This is a genomic window from Candidatus Babeliaceae bacterium, from assembly GCA_041660765.1.
Taxonomy (GTDB): Bacteria; Babelota; Babeliae; order Babelales; family Babelaceae; genus JBAZVR01.
This window is the reverse complement of record JBAZVR010000001.1, coordinates 129,414-145,207: the sequence shown is the minus strand read 5'-3', so window position 1 is coordinate 145,207 and position 15,794 is coordinate 129,414. Positions and strand designations below refer to the sequence as shown.

Sequence of the window (15,794 nt, the reverse complement as noted above, 5' to 3'; positions counted from 1 at the left end):
ATGCACTACTGTAAAAAGGGCGACCATGACGGATAAGAGCAATTTTCCAGAGGTGATGTTACCATATAACGAGCTCCCGTTTTAACATGGATGATCCCGATCTGAGATAACCCCTTCTCTATATAAACAAATGCCAAATAATTGCCGCACGGAGACCAAGAGGAGTCTGTCTTATCCCCCTTATCAAACGTTATTTGTCGATGCGTTCCTGCACCAGTATCATGCACAAATAATTGCATATGCTCACGCATACGCCGAGAATAAGCAATTTTATTACCACAACTTGTATACGTTGGAGCTACGCAATAGCCTTCTGGCGTTACGATAGTTATAGATTTATTAGATTTTTTATAATATTTCACTTTGCCTTGAGAACAGTAAATAACATCCCCCTCCACAGTAATATTAGGAGATGCACATGTTTCATCATCCTGAATAATTAACTCATGAATGCCTTTTTTTTGGTCTTGATCATAATGATAATGCCACACTTCTCCAGAACGACAATAAACAACGTCTTTACCTTTATGAGCATAAGCAACACCAGCATAGGTACCATCAGCATCAAGAACAGATCGCAATTTCCCCTGCATATCTATTGCAAGCAGCCGCACATTATAGGGGGTAAACTCAGAAAAAACAATATGTAATTTTTTTATATCGTTATTCCATGCTGGTACAATAATAATACGTTGTGTTGCATACAACACTTTATTATGTTTGCCGTTATAATCCATCAAACACAGATTATATGTTGAAGTTGTTTTAGTTTTATTTTTTTTTATATAACTAATACAAGAGCTAAATGAACTAAATTCTCCCGTCATTTCAAACCACACATCATGCGCAATAGTTTGGGCTATATGATGCGGCAGCAAACCATTATAATCATAGCGCTTTCCTTTACACATAACTCCCCGCGTTGCATCATATAATCGCCACAAAATAGCCTGCGATCCTTTTTCTTGCGATATAAACAAAGCCAAAGGATATCCACTATCAAACAGCTTGGTAACATCTTGTTTACTTTTGGGAAATTCAACGGGCAAACATGTTACGACAAACTGCTTACTATATGCTAAATGTTCAGCAACACCTTGTGCAACTTCTACAAGAGTTTCCTGCGGTTCAATAATACCAACAAAAATGTTCATTGGGGCTTCATGACCAGGATGCGCTTGAAGAGCGCTGGTCAATATACTTATCACATACAATACTGTAACTAAAAAAATCATAACACCTCTTTATCAAAGCTTATTGTAAATTCTTTTCCCCATATTGATTTTGGGTATGTTGTTTTAAATAGAGCTGCCTGACAGGCCGTATCATACACTAATACTCCAGAGCTTTTTTGCAAAACAACGTCAGCAACTTTACCCTCAGTCGTCACCATAACACGATATGTACATGATAATTCAGGAGAAAAACCTCGTGGAATTTGCCAATTATTATAAATATCTTGATACAGTTCAACGTATTCATCACGTTCTACCACAGGTATATCATGATCATGCTGAATTATATCTTCTTGGCTCTGTTCTACATGCTCTGGTTCTGCCGGTAACAGCTCTGGCAATACGTGTTGTGCGACTTTTTTTTCTTTTTTTTCTGGTTTAATAATTTTTTTTGGCGGCAAAGCGCTGCGTGGATACACACTGGCAAACCGATGCGTTTGTGGTGACGGCTTTGTCACCGGCGCAGAACGCACTTTTTTTGGCGCAACTTTTTGCGCTGCCCGTGTCACACTTTTGCGAGACAAACTTTTTTTCTGAGAAGAAATATGTGATGGCTGCTTACTATTTTTTTGATATTTTTTGCGACTCACAAATAAAACTGGCGTTTTTTTACCGTCAGTAGAAATTTTTAACCGAAGCTCTTTTTGATGATAAGAAAAATAAATAATACCACCAAACAATATACCGTGAACAATACAGGATATATATATACTGCTATGCAGCCTTTGGTCGCTGTCCCACAAAAGCAACATGCTCAACCCCACTATCTTGAATAAATTCTGCTAGCTGATAAATTGCTTCCCATTGCAATGCCCCATCAGCCTGAATTGAAACTCTATCATTATGCATATCTAATATTTTCTTTTTTAATGCCGATGCAAGATTGGCATGTGTCACGTGCTGATCATTCACAAACAACACGCCCTGCTTATCCATAAATACAATAATTTCTTGCGGAACCGTATCAACTTCGGCACTCTTCCCCTGAGGCAAATCAATTTTAAGTGAATTATGCATCATGGGGGTCGCCACCATAAAAATAACCAGCAATACAAGGGCTGTATCAATGAGCGGCGTTAATGAGATTTCTGGCATAGTTATTAGATTTCTATTCCTGCCGCGCATGCGCGAATAACGTGCCATTATAACTCCTTAGAAATAAACGATCGCTGAATAATCCATGTGCATGTATCTATTACATCCAAAAAACTATATTCAAATGAACGAATTTTTCCGTAAATATAATGAAAAAGAATCAGCGCTGGAATCGCCACTATCAAGCCCGCGAGCGTTGTGATTAATGCCTCTGCGATACCGGGAGCAACCGTTGCGATATCCGCTGATTGCTGCTGACTAATACGTAGAAAAGAATGTATCAATCCCCATACCGTACCAAACAATCCAATCAAGGGCGATGCTGCCGCACTCGTAGAAATGACCGTCATATATTCTTCTTCGTGACGAATAATATGAGCGCATTCACGATCCAAAGATAATAGCCATAATTCACATTCTTTTTCTGACATGTTTCTGCGCGCAGCAGCAAGCATCTGCTGCAAAACAACACCGCCTACCGTCCCCTGACATTGCAGGGCTATTTTTTCTAAATCTTCACGCGTATGTGCTGTAGCAACAAATCGCGCAATATCATCAACCTCTTTTTGCTTACTACGAATAAGGGTTAACTTATATAATGCAATAGCCCAACAGGTTATCGACATCAATAACAAAAACATCAAAATAAGTAGCGTAACAATATCAACTTGGCGCAATATTTCCCACAACGAATTACCAATTATATTCATGCCTATCCCTTACACTATTTTTTTAACATTAATCTGGCTCTGTATGATCTGCATAAGATAGTTTATAAAAAAGGCTCTTTATTGCAAAGTAATTGCAGAAATTCTAGCGAGCAGATTCTTCATTTCTTTTTCAGAAATAAGTTTTTCTTGCCCTGCTTGCTCAATAACATCACGTAACATATTTATTTTTTTTGATAAAACAGGTTTATACACATTCTTAAATAATTCAATTGACGCACTATCATATTTGCGAATCGTGCTCATAAGATTTTCAAGCGCCTGAACTCGTTCATTGAGAATAGAATCGTACGATCGAAATATAAGAGTTTTTTGGGGTAAAACTACTTCTTCAGATTCCGCGTGTATTTTTTTTAACACTTCAATACTTTCAAGAGAAAAATTATGCTGAGCAACAGCTACGCGCACAATAAGGCCTTGCAATCCCTCCAAAGTAAGATCATTCAGTTGCTTGTAGTGTGTAATAAATTCTTTACTCGCAAGCGCAAAGGGACCTTCTCCGGCAATAGAATTAAGAATAAAACATTCATTGCGTTGGGCATGTAAATTAACAACAATCGCAATCCAATGTGCTGTTGCAGCAGACGTGAGGCCCTTGCCAACCTGAAGAACAAACCCGTACAGTTCTTGATCGATATTTTTTTTGCTGTTATATAATTTATCAATATACGATGGATCAATCGTTGAAAAAATATAGTACATAATAAATACATCTTTATATGCATCGGGCATACTATACCGTTCGTATTCAGTAAAAACCGCCTCGCCATCGGCTATAATCATATTTTTTCTTTCAGGGGAAAATTGATTAGGAACAATTACCCGAGGCATAATTAATGACTTAATTCTTTGAGCACTGGCAGATGGCATAAGATCACTAAATCTATCAATATTATTAATAACACGAGCTATCTCATCATCATTGAGAGCCCCACACACATCTTGTTTTTTTAAAAATGTACTTATCTTTGTATTAAATTGTGTAAAATATTCTGGGCTTTCAAGATCAATAAGATATTTTTTTTCTTCTGATGAGCTAGGCGCGGTTAACGCCGCTAAAAAAAGAAAAAGATTTTTAAGCGCATGATATCCGCACACCACTCCTGTTTGATTTAGAACGCGTATTTGATAACAATACTCAAGCGGCGAAAATAGATTTTTATTAATAATTAACTGTGGGTAGTCAGCGGCAAATCTTGTACCATATAACAGATTTGCACTATACGTTTTGCTTAAAAAATCTAAATTATTATCAAGAGTAATTAATGCATGCACAAAATTATCTGCTTTAACACCGCAAAACATAATAAAAAGTAGCGCAGCAAAAAAAATTTTCATATCTGACACCAATTAATAAAAAAGATACATATATTAAAAAACTATCACACTCAAAAATTATTGCGCAAGCAAACATATATTAAAAATTTCAACATTTAATTTTTTATTTTAATCGACAACTCGGATGTATCTGATAAAATTACACATTGTTATATTACAATTGATTATCAACGAGAAATATCATCATGCTAAATTTATTATTATTACTAACAGCGTCTACCATAGCTCAAGCCGGCGGACAAATCTGTACCCCAAAACATATCGACAAAGATTGTAAACTAGTGCAAGCCGCTATGAAAAATAATATACATGATGCAACAAGATTACTTAATTTAGGAGCAAACCCCAACATCCAAGACAAAAACGGATTAACCCCATTACATGGCGCCGTATACAATAATGCAATCGAATTCGTAAAATATTTACTCAGCAATGGTGCTTTCGTTAATGTGCAAGGGTCTTACTTTATTCAAATACACGCAGATAAGGATTTTCTTGACTCCACGCCGCTCCTTATTTCAAAGGAGTCAATTATAACAAAATTATTATTACGCGCTGGTGCTCAAGTAAATGCTCAAGACTACATGGGCAATACACCACTCATTTATGCAGTGCAACGCATGCATATAAAGCAAATTCAAGAGTTAATTAATTATGAAGCAAATTTATTCATAAAGAACACTTGGGGCAATACAGCTGTGCATTATGCCTTTGAATTGGCTCAATCATCCTCCGACATTGCACAACTATTGTTATATTATGCTTGGCAAAAAGAATTATTGCCTATAATTGGTACAACAAAAAACAAAAGTGGCGTAACACCTCTTGATCTGATTCCATACACAGATGCAAAACTGAGAACTCTTGTCAAAGGCTGCATAGCTCAAAAGCCTTACGCAATCAAAGAAATTATTACAGCAGGCGCAAAAGTTGAGTATAAACAATTCGCAAAAAAAACACGTCAAAAAAATGTATTGTTAGCATTAAGAACTCGTGAATTAACGGGAACGTTTGATGAAAAAAGATTCTAAGCTTTTTTTATTTTTAAAACTCTTTTCTTTAATAGCTCTTTATCGCGAATATTTTCATTAATTTGGATCTGATAAGCTTCTCGAACAAGTGTGCCTATGCGTGGGCCAGGCTCAATACTATCAAGAAGATCTCTGCCTTCTAATAATGGTTTTTCCGGCGCGTGTAAAAGATTATAATCGCGTGCTTTCTGCACACCACTCCAATTTGGTCTAGAACGCGTATTTGATAACAATGCTCAAGCGGCGAAAATAGATTTTTATTAATAATTAACTGTGGGTAATCAGCAGCAAATCTTGTACCATATAACAGATTCGCACTATACGTTTTGCTTAAAGCGTCTAAATTATTATCAAGAGTAATTAATGCATTATAAAAAATATACATATATTAAAAACTATCACACTCAAAAATGATTATGCAAGCACCATATAAGACTAATTAAGCTTACATTTCAATAGACAATCAAAACAAATCTGATAAAATTGCACACAGCCATATTAAAATTAATTACCTGATGGGAAAAGCATTATGTTAAATTTATTATTATTACTCATAGTGTCTACAAGCATTCAAGCTGGTGGAAACATCGAATTGATAGACGCGGTTATCAAAAACGATCTACACACAGTCAAAACATTACTGCATAAAAAAACAGACCCTAATATTCAAAATAACAGTGGCAATACACCATTGCACTATAATGCTCTACTGCTAGACGGATTTACCGAAATTACATCAGTTTTACTCAAGCATAATGCAAATCCAGATATTCAAAATAAAAACGGGCAAACGCCTTTACACTATCTTAGCTTACATCATTGTAAAACCCCTGAACAAATTGCTGTTATGGAAATATTACTCGCTGCAGGAGCTAACCCAAACCTTCAAGATCTAAATGGACTGACCTCATTGCACGGAGCTGTATACAATAATCAAACTGAAGTTGTAAAAGCTTTGCTGAACAAAGGCGCTCGCCTTGATATGCAAGGAAGCAATACTTCTCTGTTAACAGTGTCTCCAAGTTGGTTTCCTGCGGGAACAACACCGCTTCATATGTCAAAAAATTCAACCACAACACAATTATTATTGAGCGCCGGCGCTCAAGTAGATGCACAAGACGCTGATGGAGAAAGCCCGCTACATAAAGCAACCAAAAAACACAATACACAACAAATCGCAGAATTAATTGATCATGGGGCAAATATATTCATAAAAGACACTTACCACAATACACCCATGCACATAGCTTGTAACTTAAGTCGGTCATGGGATGATAATGATCTGACCATGGAAAACAAAAGATTTATTGTAAAACTGTTTCTATATCACGCTTGGCAAAAAGAATTATTGCCTACAATGGATACAACAAAAAACAAAAATGGCGTAACACCTCCTGATCTGATTCGATACCCAGATGCAACATTTAGAACTCTTGTCAAAGATTGTATAGCTCAAAAGCCTTACGCAATCAAAGAAATTATTACAGCAGGCGCAAAAGTTGAGTATGAACAATTCGCAAAAAAAACACGTCAAAAAAATGTATTGTTAGCATTAAGAACTCGTGAATTAACGGGAAAGTTTGATAAAAAAAGATTCTAAGCTTTTTTTATTTTTAAAACTCTTGTTTTTAATAGCTCTTTATCGCGAATATTTTCATTAATTTGGATCTGATAAGCTTCTCGAACAAGTGCGCCTATGCGCGGGCCGGGCTCAATGTTATCAAGAAGATCTCTACCCTCTAATAATGGTTTTTCCGGCGCGTGTAAAAGATTATAATCGCGTGCTTTTTGCACAAAAACATCAACTTCTGGAACGGATCCTATTAAGGGCCTGTTCTCTTCACCATTTCTCCCGCGAAAATCTGCGTAAGAAAGATATGATAACATTTCTAAAGAAACCTCTGGTGATACCTTAAGCGCTAATCTTTTATACGCCGATGCTGACGCATTTTGACGCGCAAAAAGCCCCGGCGCCATATGATGACGAACAAGAATTTTCACCGAATCAATAATGTGCGCCGCATGAGTAATTCGCTTTAATAGTTGTTGCGCAAGAGGCACGCCAGCTTCGTCATGCCCATAACTTATTATTTTTCCATCTTTCTCGCGCGTTGTCGTCACTTTGCCAAGATCATGACACAATGCAGCATATAAAATAATTAAACGAGTTTCTTTATCAGTAATAGTAAGCGCTGCAGCAGCATCTACAACCTGCATTGTATGTTCAAAAACATCGCCTTCCGGGTGCCATGCAGGATTTTGCGGTACAACTACAAGAGCTGCCAGCTCAGGAAATAATTCTTCTAATCGACCAATGGACTGCAACCATCGAATGCCTAATGATGGAAATGTCGATTGAAGAAGCAGTTTTTCAAACTCTTGCTCTATGCGCTCACGAGAAACACCTGCAAGATTCATAGTGCGACACGTATTCTCCAAAATAGCATCCGGATACATGTCAAAGCGACTAATAAATTGCATAACTCTAAAAAATCTCAGGGGATCTTCTGCAAAAAAAGCAATGTCGGGCGAGCGCAATATCTTATTCTGTATATCTAAAATTCCGCCAAACGGATCAATAATACAATCCTGTTCAACATCCAATGCAAGCGCATTCATGGTAAGATCACGACGCTGTAATGCACGAGTAATATCAAGTGACGGATCAACAACAACTTCCGGCTTACGACCAACACTATCCGTACGCGGCAAAGACCAATCAATGATACTGTGCTCTAAACGCAACACGCCAAAACTTTTTCCCACATAATTTACAATGCCATATTGACGCAATACTAATGTCAACTGCTCAAGCGTAAGCCCATGCACTTCAACATCAATATCTTTTATAGGCAGATTCATCACCACATCACGTACAACGCCGCCAACAAGATATATTTTACCACCGGTACGCATGCAATCCTGAGCAACTGCATTAATAATAGGATGCAGCTCGAAAAGTGTGGCTAATGCTTTTTTTTGTTCAGAAGAAATATATATACTATTCATGGCAACCTAAACTATTTTTGTTACACTATATAACAATTATAAAATATTTTACTCTCATAAAGGACATTATGCTAAAAAAAAGAATATTTTCTACTATAGTACTCTATAGCCTTTCATTATACAGCTTTACATTGCAAGGTTCTTGGCAAGGATCTTGGCAAGATTTTTGGTCATCACTCTGGAATAAAAAACAAACAGAAATCATCACCAAAGAATATGATATAAATCCAAGCGCTACAATAACCATAGAAGTTTATGGAAACGTTACACTCAAACCGTTCAAACAAAAAAAACTATTTATCGAAATGCAAGGCTCATATGATGAGCTCAATGATACAGCGCTACATACAGAAATAAAAAGTTCCCATGTTATAGTTTCCACTCGTTCAAAAAGCGATGTAGAAACTATGCTCGATTACACATTTTTAGTTCCCACAGGAGCAACCGTAAATCTTGTCACTAAAAAAGGCTTGATTACACTTAATGGCACCGAAGGCATACTATCAGTAATAACAGAAAATGGTGATATTTTTATCAATAATGGCATATCGACCATTACCGCAAAAGCACCGCATGGAAAAATTAGTGCACAACAAAAAAAATTACCTTCTACAGCAAGTCTTTTTCTAGAAGCTGGCAAGGGCATTACACTGTATCTTGATAGAACTATCAATGCAAACCTTCATGCAAAAACATTACATGGAGCAATAGAAAGCACTCTTAATGTCACTTTAAACCCTATTAAAACGCTGCTCAATAAAACTGCATGGAAAAATGTTATGCGAGATCTTAAGGCAACATTCGGTAATGGCGGAGCACCAATCACTCTGGATGTTGTTAAGGGCAATATAAAAATAGAAGAGTTGGTATAATTATAAGACTGGTGGAGCTGACCGGGATCGAACCGGTGACCTCATGAATGCCATCCATGCGCTCTACCAACTGAGCTACAGCCCCTAAAAAATTCATGCTATACTAAAAGTGTAAGATAGAGCGTTCAAAATTGCAAATAATTACTTCACAAAAAGGGTCTTTTATGATTAAAAAAAATCTAGTATCAATTTTTATGATACATTTTTTATCGCTATCGACGATATCCGCCACAGCGGCCATACCGTGCACGTTCAACGATACAATAATTGATGACACAACACATGAGCTTTCTGTTACATGTAATCTCAGCCCACAGGAATATATTTACAAAGATTCGCTAGCTTTTTCACTAGACAATCAGGACATTCAACTTCAGCCGTGGCAAAGCGCTACACCTGCTACCACAATTTTTGACACAATATCACAAGAGCGCGTAGACGTATTTCAAGGCCCCGTTACATTCACTATTATCGCTCATAAAAACAAGCACAACAATAACCCCGCTCAGCTCTATATGCGCTATATACGGGAAAAAAATAAACCCGAAGAACATTTTTTTGATATTGCGAGCAACGAAGAAGCACAGATTACTGAAGAAAAGCCAACACAACGTATAACATGCCCCAATAGGTCGTATCAGCCAACGTCGCTTGTAAAGCTTTTCAAAGAAAATATTACACATGTTATATCATATATAACAAACGCTCTCACCCTCTTAAAAAAACAACTCTCTCAAGCTATCGAAACGACACAACACCCTGCCGTACGTTTCCTCACTGCATTTTTATTGGGAATTATGATGAGCTTAACTCCGTGCATTTATCCTATGATTCCTATCACTGTTGGTATTTTACAAACAAGCAGCGGTAGCAGTATTGCAAAAAATTTCCTGCTCGCCTTATCGTATACCATGGGGATTGCAACAACCTTTGCTCTGCTCGGTCTTTTGGCAGCATCAGGAAGCGCTCAATTTGGTTTATTATTAGGCAATCCAACATTTGTTCTCTTACTCTGTTCTTTTTTGCTGTACCTTGCCGGATCCATGCTCGGTATCTATGAAATGTACATACCACGCTTTATGCAACCAAAAAATCATACGGTTCGCCAGGGATCATATATTTCTGCATTTATTTTTGGTGCAATCAGTGGATCTGTTGCATCTCCATGCCTTTCACCAGGGCTCTTACTGTTATTAAGCGTTGTTGCAACATTGGGCAATAAACTGCTCGGCTTTTCGCTACTATATTGTTTTGGATTAGGTCTTGGCATGCCGTTATTACTTATCGGAACATTTTCAAGCTCGCTCAATCTTCTTCCGCGTGCAGGCATGTGGATGATCGAAGTTAAAAAACTCTTCGGGCTCATGTTAATCAGCATGTGTTTTTATTATATCAGCAACATTGCACCATGGTATCTCGTGCTCTTACTTGCTGCAGGATTTTTATTAGTCTGTGGCAGCTTTTATATCGCTTCTATAAAAAAGCATGACGCTAAAACGCTGAAACGCTACAAATATCTTGTAGGTCTCATCTTACTCATAAGTGCTGGTCTATCACTTTTTCAAGCTTATAAAACAACGTTTATTTCTCAGGAACATACCATGCATGAAGCGTGGCTTTCTGATTATGAATTAGCAATAACGCAAGCGCTAGACAACAAAACATTACTCATGATAGATTTTGGAGCTGCCTGGTGTTCATCATGCAAAGCTATTGAACGCAATCTCTTTGGCAATGCACAGGTCATTACTGCGTTACAAAAATTTACATTGGTTCACATAGATTGCACTAATCCGCAAGCAGAACCCTGTTCATCGATACAAAATAAATTTTCGATTATAGGCTTCCCGACAATACTCTTGATTGATCCGCAATCAGGAACAATTCTCAAAAAATGGGGCAGCGAACTTCTTGATGTTTCTCCAGAAGCATTTATTAAAGAAGTGCAAGAGCTTTAATTTTTAAGGGGAAGGCGCTATGCCTTCCCCTCTTTAAACCAACTTTAATATGCACACAAATTTTTATTTTTTAGATTCAAAAATCTCAGACAATTCTTGAACCGCTTTCTGCTTTTCAAATAATTGCTCACGTTTTCTTGCATTCTTTTTTGTACGCACCTGATAATTAAACTCAGAACCACTACCAATCGCGGCACCCATTAAGACACCACCAATCATAGTCAATGAGAGCGAACCAGCAATTATAGGTATAAGTGGGACAGCTCCAATTACATCAGAACCGGTTATATCTGCACATTTGTTAGCAACTTCAAATGCTAATATGTAAGTAGGACCCACTAAAGTAAAACTTGTCAATGCTCCAACTCCACACAACATTCTTCCATTGATTATTGGATCTTTTATCCCAGCCATTTCTTTATTTATTTCTTGCAAATAACTATTTTTTTGAGTCGAGAACAAAGCTCTTACACTGTTTTGATCAAGCTCACTCGAATTATTAAATCTTTTTTCAAAATCCATTCTTTTTTCTGGCGAAGCGATAAGTTCTTCAAAATGCTTGTGCAAAAATTGTACAGGCGATTGCGTCGTACAAAATGATTTACCATGCATCGAATGCTTACTCAGCGCGTTCCCTAATCGCCCCACGCGCGTAAGCTGCATAGCCTGCGCAGGCACAATAGACAGTAAAAGTATTATATTTAAAACAAGTTTCATAATCTCTCCCAATTTATTCTTTAGTTTCCATAATATCCGACAGTTCTTGAATCGCGCTTTGCTTTTCAAATAATCTCTTACGATGATAGTCGACACCACCATCAAGCGGTTCGCCGTCAATTACTGCTACCGCTAGACGAAGACACACTAATCCTAAAGGCGCAGTGATTCCAAAAAACATAGGAAAAAATACAGACACCCCGATTATGTCAGAATCAGTAAAGTCAGCACATTTGCCAGCAACTTCGTCCGCCAACCTAGCGCTAGGCGACACCAAACTAAAACTTGCCAATGATCCGACGCCACACAATATCCTCTGATTGATTGTCAGATTTTTTATCTCGGCTATTTCTTTATTCTTTTCTTGCAAATAACTATTTTTATGAAACACAAACAAATCTTTTACTGTTTTCTTGTCAAGCTCATTAAAATTAATAAATGCTTTTTTAAATTCCGCTCGCTTTATCGGAGAAGCGATAAGTTCTTCAAAATGCTTGTGCAAAAATTGTACAGGCGATTGCGTGCAAAATGATCTGGAATGCATCGAATTTTTGCCCACCACCTGGCTCATACGCCCCACACGCGTGAGCTGCATAGCTTGCGCAGACACAATAGATAACAAAAGTATTATATTAAAAACAAGTTTCATAATTTCTCTCAATTTATTTTTTTAGATTCAAAAATCTCAGACAATTCTTGAACAGCTTTCTGTTTTTCAAATAATCTATCACGGATATGCCCATTGATTTCTGATTGTTTTTTCGCCAGAGAAATTGATTCAAGAGCTTGTGCTCCACAACCACCTCCAACAAATAAGGCAGGAAGCGTTGTTCCCGCAAACATTGGAGCCAACAAAGCGAATTGAACTAATAAAGGTACATTAAGACCATCCATACACTCAATATTAAATATTATGCTTGGTATTATTAAGCTAAGGCCTGCTAACGATCCGGCGCCATATTTTATTGCATCTTTTAATTCAGGGTTTTTTATCTCGGATATTTCTTTATGTATTTCCTGTAAATAATTATCTTTTTGTCGCAAAAATAAATGTTTTGCTTGTCTCTTATCGCATTCATGCAAATCATTAAATATTTTTTTAAACTCTATTCTTGTTTCTGATGAGGCTAAAAGAGCATTGAGATGCTGCTGAGAAAAATTTTTAAATGAGTGAGTGCAAAATGCTCGATTATATACGGCATTGTTGCTCGCGGTCTTCACCAAACGCGTAAGCTGCATAGCCTGCGCAGGCACAAGAAATAGCAACGGTATTATATTAAAAATTACTTTCATAATTACTCCCAAAAAAAAATAAACATATATGTAACATGGGGGCTATTATTATATAATTATAGTTATGCGTCAATTGTAAGCGCAGAGAGGGCATTATCAATAAAAAATGGGCGTTATATCTTTCTCGTCAATTGTGATATACTAAGAGATTATGACACAAAAAAAACGGCTCGATGCAGCATTACAAGAACAATATCCTCAATATAGCAGAACCCAGCTGAATAGCTGGATCGTTCAAGGCAAGGTTACCGTAGATGGCAAGCCGATGACCAAAGCGGGCGTCGCCGTAAAACCCACGGCAGAGATTATTCTCACGCATGAAGAACCACGTTATGTCTGCAGAGCAGGATTCAAATTAGAAAAAGCTCTCGAGTATTTTAACATCGATGTTAACGGACTGGTTATACTTGATGCAGGGCTTTCCACTGGGGGGTTCAGCGATTGCTTATTACAAAAAGGAGCGGCAAGGGTATATGGGGTTGATGTTGGGCATGGACAGGTGCATGAAAAAATTCGCCAGCACCCCAACGTTATTGTCATGGAAAAAACTAATTTACGACATCTTGAATCACTGCCAGAACAAGTTGATCTCGCAACGCTTGACTTGTCATTTATATCTCTCTTAAAAGTTATACCTGTCGTCAAACAATTGCTCAAACCGAATGGTCAACTCATTACGCTCATAAAACCCCAATTTGAAGCTGAAAAGCATGAAGTTGGGCGCAAAGGGATTATCACTGATCCGCTGCTACATAAAAAAATTGTCGATAAAGTAATCGCCGGAATTATTGAAGCGGGATTTACTTTTCATGGGGTTATAGAATCCCCCATCAAAGGCACGCAGGGTAATACAGAATTTTTAGCTTATTTTACCCGCGCATAAATGGATTTTTAATGAAAAGTTTATTTTCTATTAGCTGCTGATGATGCATATCTTCCGTATATAATATTGAGCAACCATGTTCAAGCGCTGAAGAGATAATAAGACTATCAAAGTATGAGTAATGATATTTTTGAGAAAGCATCAAAGCCTGTTGAATAGTTTGCATGGTTACTTGAACAATAAAAAAATTAGCAACAAGTTCGTCAACAGTAATAACAATTTCGCTCAAAGGAATTTTTCTTTTCTTACTCATAACATTAACAAACTCGTTGATAACTTGCGTGCTCAAAATGATATCGTAATTATTTTCTATAATTTGTTCGATAGCTAATTTTTTTAATGGTTCATCGACAGAATATGCGTAGATCAAAGTATTAGTATCAAGGAAAATTTTATCGCTCATTTGCTTCATCTCGATCAAAAACCAAACCCTTGGTTTTTATTTTGATCGATGAAAGTTTCTTTCTTTTTTTATCTACAACAACTTCCGGCCCAACCAAAATAATAACTCTAAATTCATTATGAAGCGTTGTAAGATATTCTTTTGGAATTTCAATAACCCCATTTTTTGCTTTAGTCGTAAACTCTATAGCTTTCATAAGAACCCTTTCTTTATCATGTGCATTCTCAGTCTACTTGATTAAGCAACCACAAACAATAAAACTTAACAGAATTTTTAGCTTATTTTTTAACAGGCATGTGAGCAAATAAATCAAAATCTGCCTGAGAAAACAAGATAAACGTTACAGACGTAACACATGTTTTTCTATGTGCACATATATATTCTCTAACAGTATCTACTGCTATCTGAGCAGCACGTTCTTTTGGAAAAGCGTAAATTGCGGAACTAATAAAAGGGAACGCGATAGACGTAACGTGCTGCTCATCCGCCAACAACAAAGAATTATAATAAGCGTCTCGCAACAATGCATCCTGCTTTTTTGTATCTTTAATAATTCTACAGTCAGGGCCAACGGCATGTATAATGCATTGAATTCCCTGTTTTTTTAAGTTGCAGCTTGATGTCACTCGCGCTTGTCCAACCGGGCAACGGACATTATTATCTATAACAGGATAAGCATCGCACTCTTTTTGTAGCTCATCAGCTCCTGCTGCCGCAAAAATTGCTCCACACACGCCAGCACCATGAGCAAGCTGTTCGTTTGCAGCATTCACGATAGCCTCGTGCTTGCTGTGCGTAATATCTCCTTTTTTAAACCATATACCTGTATTTGTCCCCGCTATAAAAGAACCGATAGCTCTATCAGTATTGTTAGACAACATTATCGCACAATATAGTGCGCAAAAAAAAATTGCATATTTTTTCATAAAAACCTCGTAGTTACTGTTTAATACTTATGTAAGCATAACAAAATGTGTAAAAACTCGCAATTACAATTGTATATTTTTTCAAATTGAATTACTATTTTGTGTAATAATATCATAAGGGACTGGCTTTTTATCTAAATATATGGTACTTTTTTGACATACTATATGTGCCCGTAGCTCAATTGGACAGAGCGCCGGACTTCGAATCCGTAGGTTGCAGGTTCGAGTCCCGCCGGGCACACCAAGCTTCGCTCTTCGAGCTACGCCCGACATCCCGCTTCTTTAAGGGCTGTATTCTAAATTTAT

At 37.1% G+C, this 15,794-nt stretch carries 18 protein-coding genes and 2 tRNA genes; 6 read left to right on the top strand and 14 right to left on the bottom strand.

Going from position 1 to position 15,794, the window contains the following annotated elements:
• Positions 1 to 5: 5 nt before the first annotated feature.
• The 5 genes from WC707_00795 to WC707_00775 form a co-directional block, all read right to left on the bottom strand.
• Positions 6 to 1,235: a hypothetical protein gene (locus tag WC707_00795; protein ID MFA6065700.1), complete on the bottom strand. Its 1,230-nt coding sequence runs from the start codon at positions 1,233 to 1,235 to the stop codon at positions 6 to 8.
• Positions 1,232 to 1,987, bottom strand: coding sequence for a TonB C-terminal domain-containing protein (locus WC707_00790; GenBank protein MFA6065699.1), 756 nt, complete (start codon positions 1,985 to 1,987; stop codon positions 1,232 to 1,234). Before WC707_00790 ends, WC707_00795 begins: the two co-directional genes overlap by 4 nt.
• Positions 1,950 to 2,378 (bottom strand): biopolymer transporter ExbD, encoded by a 429-nt coding sequence (locus WC707_00785; protein ID MFA6065698.1) that lies wholly within the window; start codon positions 2,376 to 2,378, stop codon positions 1,950 to 1,952. The genes WC707_00790 and WC707_00785 overlap by 38 nt, the downstream gene beginning before the upstream one ends.
• Positions 2,378 to 3,040, bottom strand: a complete 663-nt coding sequence (locus WC707_00780) for a MotA/TolQ/ExbB proton channel family protein (GenBank protein MFA6065697.1) — start codon at positions 3,038 to 3,040, stop codon at positions 2,378 to 2,380. The genes WC707_00785 and WC707_00780 overlap by 1 nt, the downstream gene beginning before the upstream one ends.
• Positions 3,041 to 3,118: 78 nt before the next feature.
• A complete protein-coding gene (locus WC707_00775; protein ID MFA6065696.1) occupies positions 3,119 to 4,396 on the bottom strand; it encodes a hypothetical protein in 1,278 nt (425 codons plus the stop codon).
• Positions 4,397 to 4,581: 185 nt separating this feature from the next.
• Here WC707_00775 and WC707_00770 point away from each other — a divergent pair, with 185 nt between their 5' ends.
• The gene (locus tag WC707_00770; protein MFA6065695.1) at positions 4,582 to 5,427 is read left to right on the top strand and encodes an ankyrin repeat domain-containing protein; all 846 of its coding nucleotides are present in this window, start codon (positions 4,582 to 4,584) and stop codon (positions 5,425 to 5,427) included.
• Here the strand turns inward: WC707_00770 and WC707_00765 are convergent.
• Positions 5,424 to 5,621, bottom strand: coding sequence for a hypothetical protein (locus WC707_00765; GenBank protein MFA6065694.1), 198 nt, complete (start codon positions 5,619 to 5,621; stop codon positions 5,424 to 5,426). The genes WC707_00770 and WC707_00765 overlap by 4 nt on opposite strands.
• A gap of 335 nt (positions 5,622 to 5,956) precedes the next feature.
• On the opposite strand from WC707_00765, the gene WC707_00760 reads away from it, so the two are divergent.
• Complete coding sequence (locus WC707_00760) at positions 5,957 to 7,027, top strand: ankyrin repeat domain-containing protein (GenBank protein MFA6065693.1); 1,071 nt, start codon at positions 5,957 to 5,959, stop codon at positions 7,025 to 7,027.
• Here the strand turns inward: WC707_00760 and WC707_00755 are convergent.
• Entirely contained in the window at positions 7,024 to 8,436 is a 1,413-nt protein-coding gene (locus tag WC707_00755; protein MFA6065692.1) for an HD domain-containing protein, read from the bottom strand. The two genes, WC707_00760 and WC707_00755, sit on opposite strands and share 4 nt — an antisense overlap.
• Before the next feature lie 68 nt (positions 8,437 to 8,504).
• Here WC707_00755 and WC707_00750 point away from each other — a divergent pair, with 68 nt between their 5' ends.
• Positions 8,505 to 9,308 carry a hypothetical protein gene (locus WC707_00750; GenBank protein MFA6065691.1) on the top strand — a complete coding sequence of 268 codons (804 nt, stop codon included), beginning with the start codon at positions 8,505 to 8,507 and terminating at the stop codon, positions 9,306 to 9,308.
• Positions 9,309 to 9,317: 9 nt separating this feature from the next.
• On the opposite strand, the gene WC707_00745 is transcribed toward WC707_00750, so the two are convergent.
• Positions 9,318 to 9,393: transfer RNA gene (locus WC707_00745), tRNA-Ala, on the bottom strand.
• 79 nt (positions 9,394 to 9,472) lie between these two features.
• Between WC707_00745 and WC707_00740 the strand changes: the two genes are divergently transcribed.
• Positions 9,473 to 11,266 (top strand): cytochrome c biogenesis protein CcdA, encoded by a 1,794-nt coding sequence (locus WC707_00740; GenBank protein MFA6065690.1) that lies wholly within the window; start codon positions 9,473 to 9,475, stop codon positions 11,264 to 11,266.
• A gap of 63 nt (positions 11,267 to 11,329) precedes the next feature.
• Here the strand turns inward: WC707_00740 and WC707_00735 are convergent, their stop codons facing one another.
• Genes WC707_00735 through WC707_00725 form a run of 3 tightly spaced genes read right to left on the bottom strand, consistent with a single transcriptional unit; the run spans position 11,330 to position 13,276 of the window.
• Positions 11,330 to 11,983 (bottom strand): hypothetical protein, encoded by a 654-nt coding sequence (locus tag WC707_00735; protein MFA6065689.1) that lies wholly within the window; start codon positions 11,981 to 11,983, stop codon positions 11,330 to 11,332.
• A 13-nt stretch (positions 11,984 to 11,996) separates the two neighbouring features.
• Positions 11,997 to 12,632, bottom strand: a complete 636-nt coding sequence (locus WC707_00730; protein MFA6065688.1) for a hypothetical protein — start codon at positions 12,630 to 12,632, stop codon at positions 11,997 to 11,999.
• Between the two features lie 8 nt (positions 12,633 to 12,640).
• Positions 12,641 to 13,276 (bottom strand): hypothetical protein, encoded by a 636-nt coding sequence (locus WC707_00725; GenBank protein ID MFA6065687.1) that lies wholly within the window; start codon positions 13,274 to 13,276, stop codon positions 12,641 to 12,643.
• A 151-nt stretch (positions 13,277 to 13,427) separates the two neighbouring features.
• On the opposite strand from WC707_00725, the gene WC707_00720 reads away from it, so the two are divergent.
• Entirely contained in the window at positions 13,428 to 14,159 is a 732-nt protein-coding gene (locus tag WC707_00720; GenBank protein MFA6065686.1) for a TlyA family RNA methyltransferase, read from the top strand.
• Here WC707_00720 and WC707_00715 read toward each other — a convergent pair.
• The 3 genes from WC707_00715 to WC707_00705 all read right to left on the bottom strand — a co-directional run bounded on the left by WC707_00715 (position 14,146) and on the right by WC707_00705 (position 15,488).
• On the bottom strand, positions 14,146 to 14,562 hold the full coding sequence (locus tag WC707_00715) for a PIN domain-containing protein (protein ID MFA6065685.1): 417 nt from the start codon (positions 14,560 to 14,562) through the stop codon (positions 14,146 to 14,148). The two genes, WC707_00720 and WC707_00715, sit on opposite strands and share 14 nt — an antisense overlap.
• Entirely contained in the window at positions 14,552 to 14,758 is a 207-nt protein-coding gene (locus WC707_00710) for a hypothetical protein (GenBank protein ID MFA6065684.1), read from the bottom strand. Before WC707_00710 ends, WC707_00715 begins: the two co-directional genes overlap by 11 nt.
• Positions 14,759 to 14,840: 82 nt before the next feature.
• Positions 14,841 to 15,488: a macro domain-containing protein gene (locus tag WC707_00705; protein ID MFA6065683.1), complete on the bottom strand. Its 648-nt coding sequence runs from the start codon at positions 15,486 to 15,488 to the stop codon at positions 14,841 to 14,843.
• A 167-nt stretch (positions 15,489 to 15,655) separates the two neighbouring features.
• Here WC707_00705 and WC707_00700 point away from each other — a divergent pair.
• Positions 15,656 to 15,732, top strand: a tRNA-Arg gene (locus tag WC707_00700).
• The last annotated feature ends 62 nt before the right edge of the window (positions 15,733 to 15,794 follow it).

Excerpts from the sequence above, each read along its gene's own strand:
- WC707_00795 (MFA6065700.1), bottom strand. The coding sequence starts at position 1,235 with ATGATTTTTTTAGTTACAGTATTGTATGTGATAAGTATATTGACCAGC.
- WC707_00790 (MFA6065699.1), bottom strand. The coding sequence starts at position 1,987 with ATGTTGCTTTTGTGGGACAGCGACCAAAGGCTGCATAGCAGTATATAT.
- WC707_00785 (MFA6065698.1), bottom strand. The coding sequence starts at position 2,378 with ATGGCACGTTATTCGCGCATGCGCGGCAGGAATAGAAATCTAATAACT.
- WC707_00780 (MFA6065697.1), bottom strand. The coding sequence starts at position 3,040 with ATGAATATAATTGGTAATTCGTTGTGGGAAATATTGCGCCAAGTTGAT.
- WC707_00775 (MFA6065696.1), bottom strand. The coding sequence starts at position 4,396 with ATGAAAATTTTTTTTGCTGCGCTACTTTTTATTATGTTTTGCGGTGTT.
- WC707_00770 (MFA6065695.1), top strand. The coding sequence starts at position 4,582 with ATGCTAAATTTATTATTATTACTAACAGCGTCTACCATAGCTCAAGCC.
- WC707_00760 (MFA6065693.1), top strand. The coding sequence starts at position 5,957 with ATGTTAAATTTATTATTATTACTCATAGTGTCTACAAGCATTCAAGCT.
- WC707_00755 (MFA6065692.1), bottom strand. The coding sequence starts at position 8,436 with ATGAATAGTATATATATTTCTTCTGAACAAAAAAAAGCATTAGCCACA.
- WC707_00750 (MFA6065691.1), top strand. The coding sequence starts at position 8,505 with ATGCTAAAAAAAAGAATATTTTCTACTATAGTACTCTATAGCCTTTCA.
- WC707_00740 (MFA6065690.1), top strand. The coding sequence starts at position 9,473 with ATGATTAAAAAAAATCTAGTATCAATTTTTATGATACATTTTTTATCG.
- WC707_00735 (MFA6065689.1), bottom strand. The coding sequence starts at position 11,983 with ATGAAACTTGTTTTAAATATAATACTTTTACTGTCTATTGTGCCTGCG.
- WC707_00730 (MFA6065688.1), bottom strand. The coding sequence starts at position 12,632 with ATGAAACTTGTTTTTAATATAATACTTTTGTTATCTATTGTGTCTGCG.
- WC707_00725 (MFA6065687.1), bottom strand. The coding sequence starts at position 13,276 with ATGAAAGTAATTTTTAATATAATACCGTTGCTATTTCTTGTGCCTGCG.
- WC707_00720 (MFA6065686.1), top strand. The coding sequence starts at position 13,428 with ATGACACAAAAAAAACGGCTCGATGCAGCATTACAAGAACAATATCCT.
- WC707_00715 (MFA6065685.1), bottom strand. The coding sequence starts at position 14,562 with ATGAGCGATAAAATTTTCCTTGATACTAATACTTTGATCTACGCATAT.
- WC707_00710 (MFA6065684.1), bottom strand. The coding sequence starts at position 14,758 with ATGAAAGCTATAGAGTTTACGACTAAAGCAAAAAATGGGGTTATTGAA.
- WC707_00705 (MFA6065683.1), bottom strand. The coding sequence starts at position 15,488 with ATGAAAAAATATGCAATTTTTTTTTGCGCACTATATTGTGCGATAATG.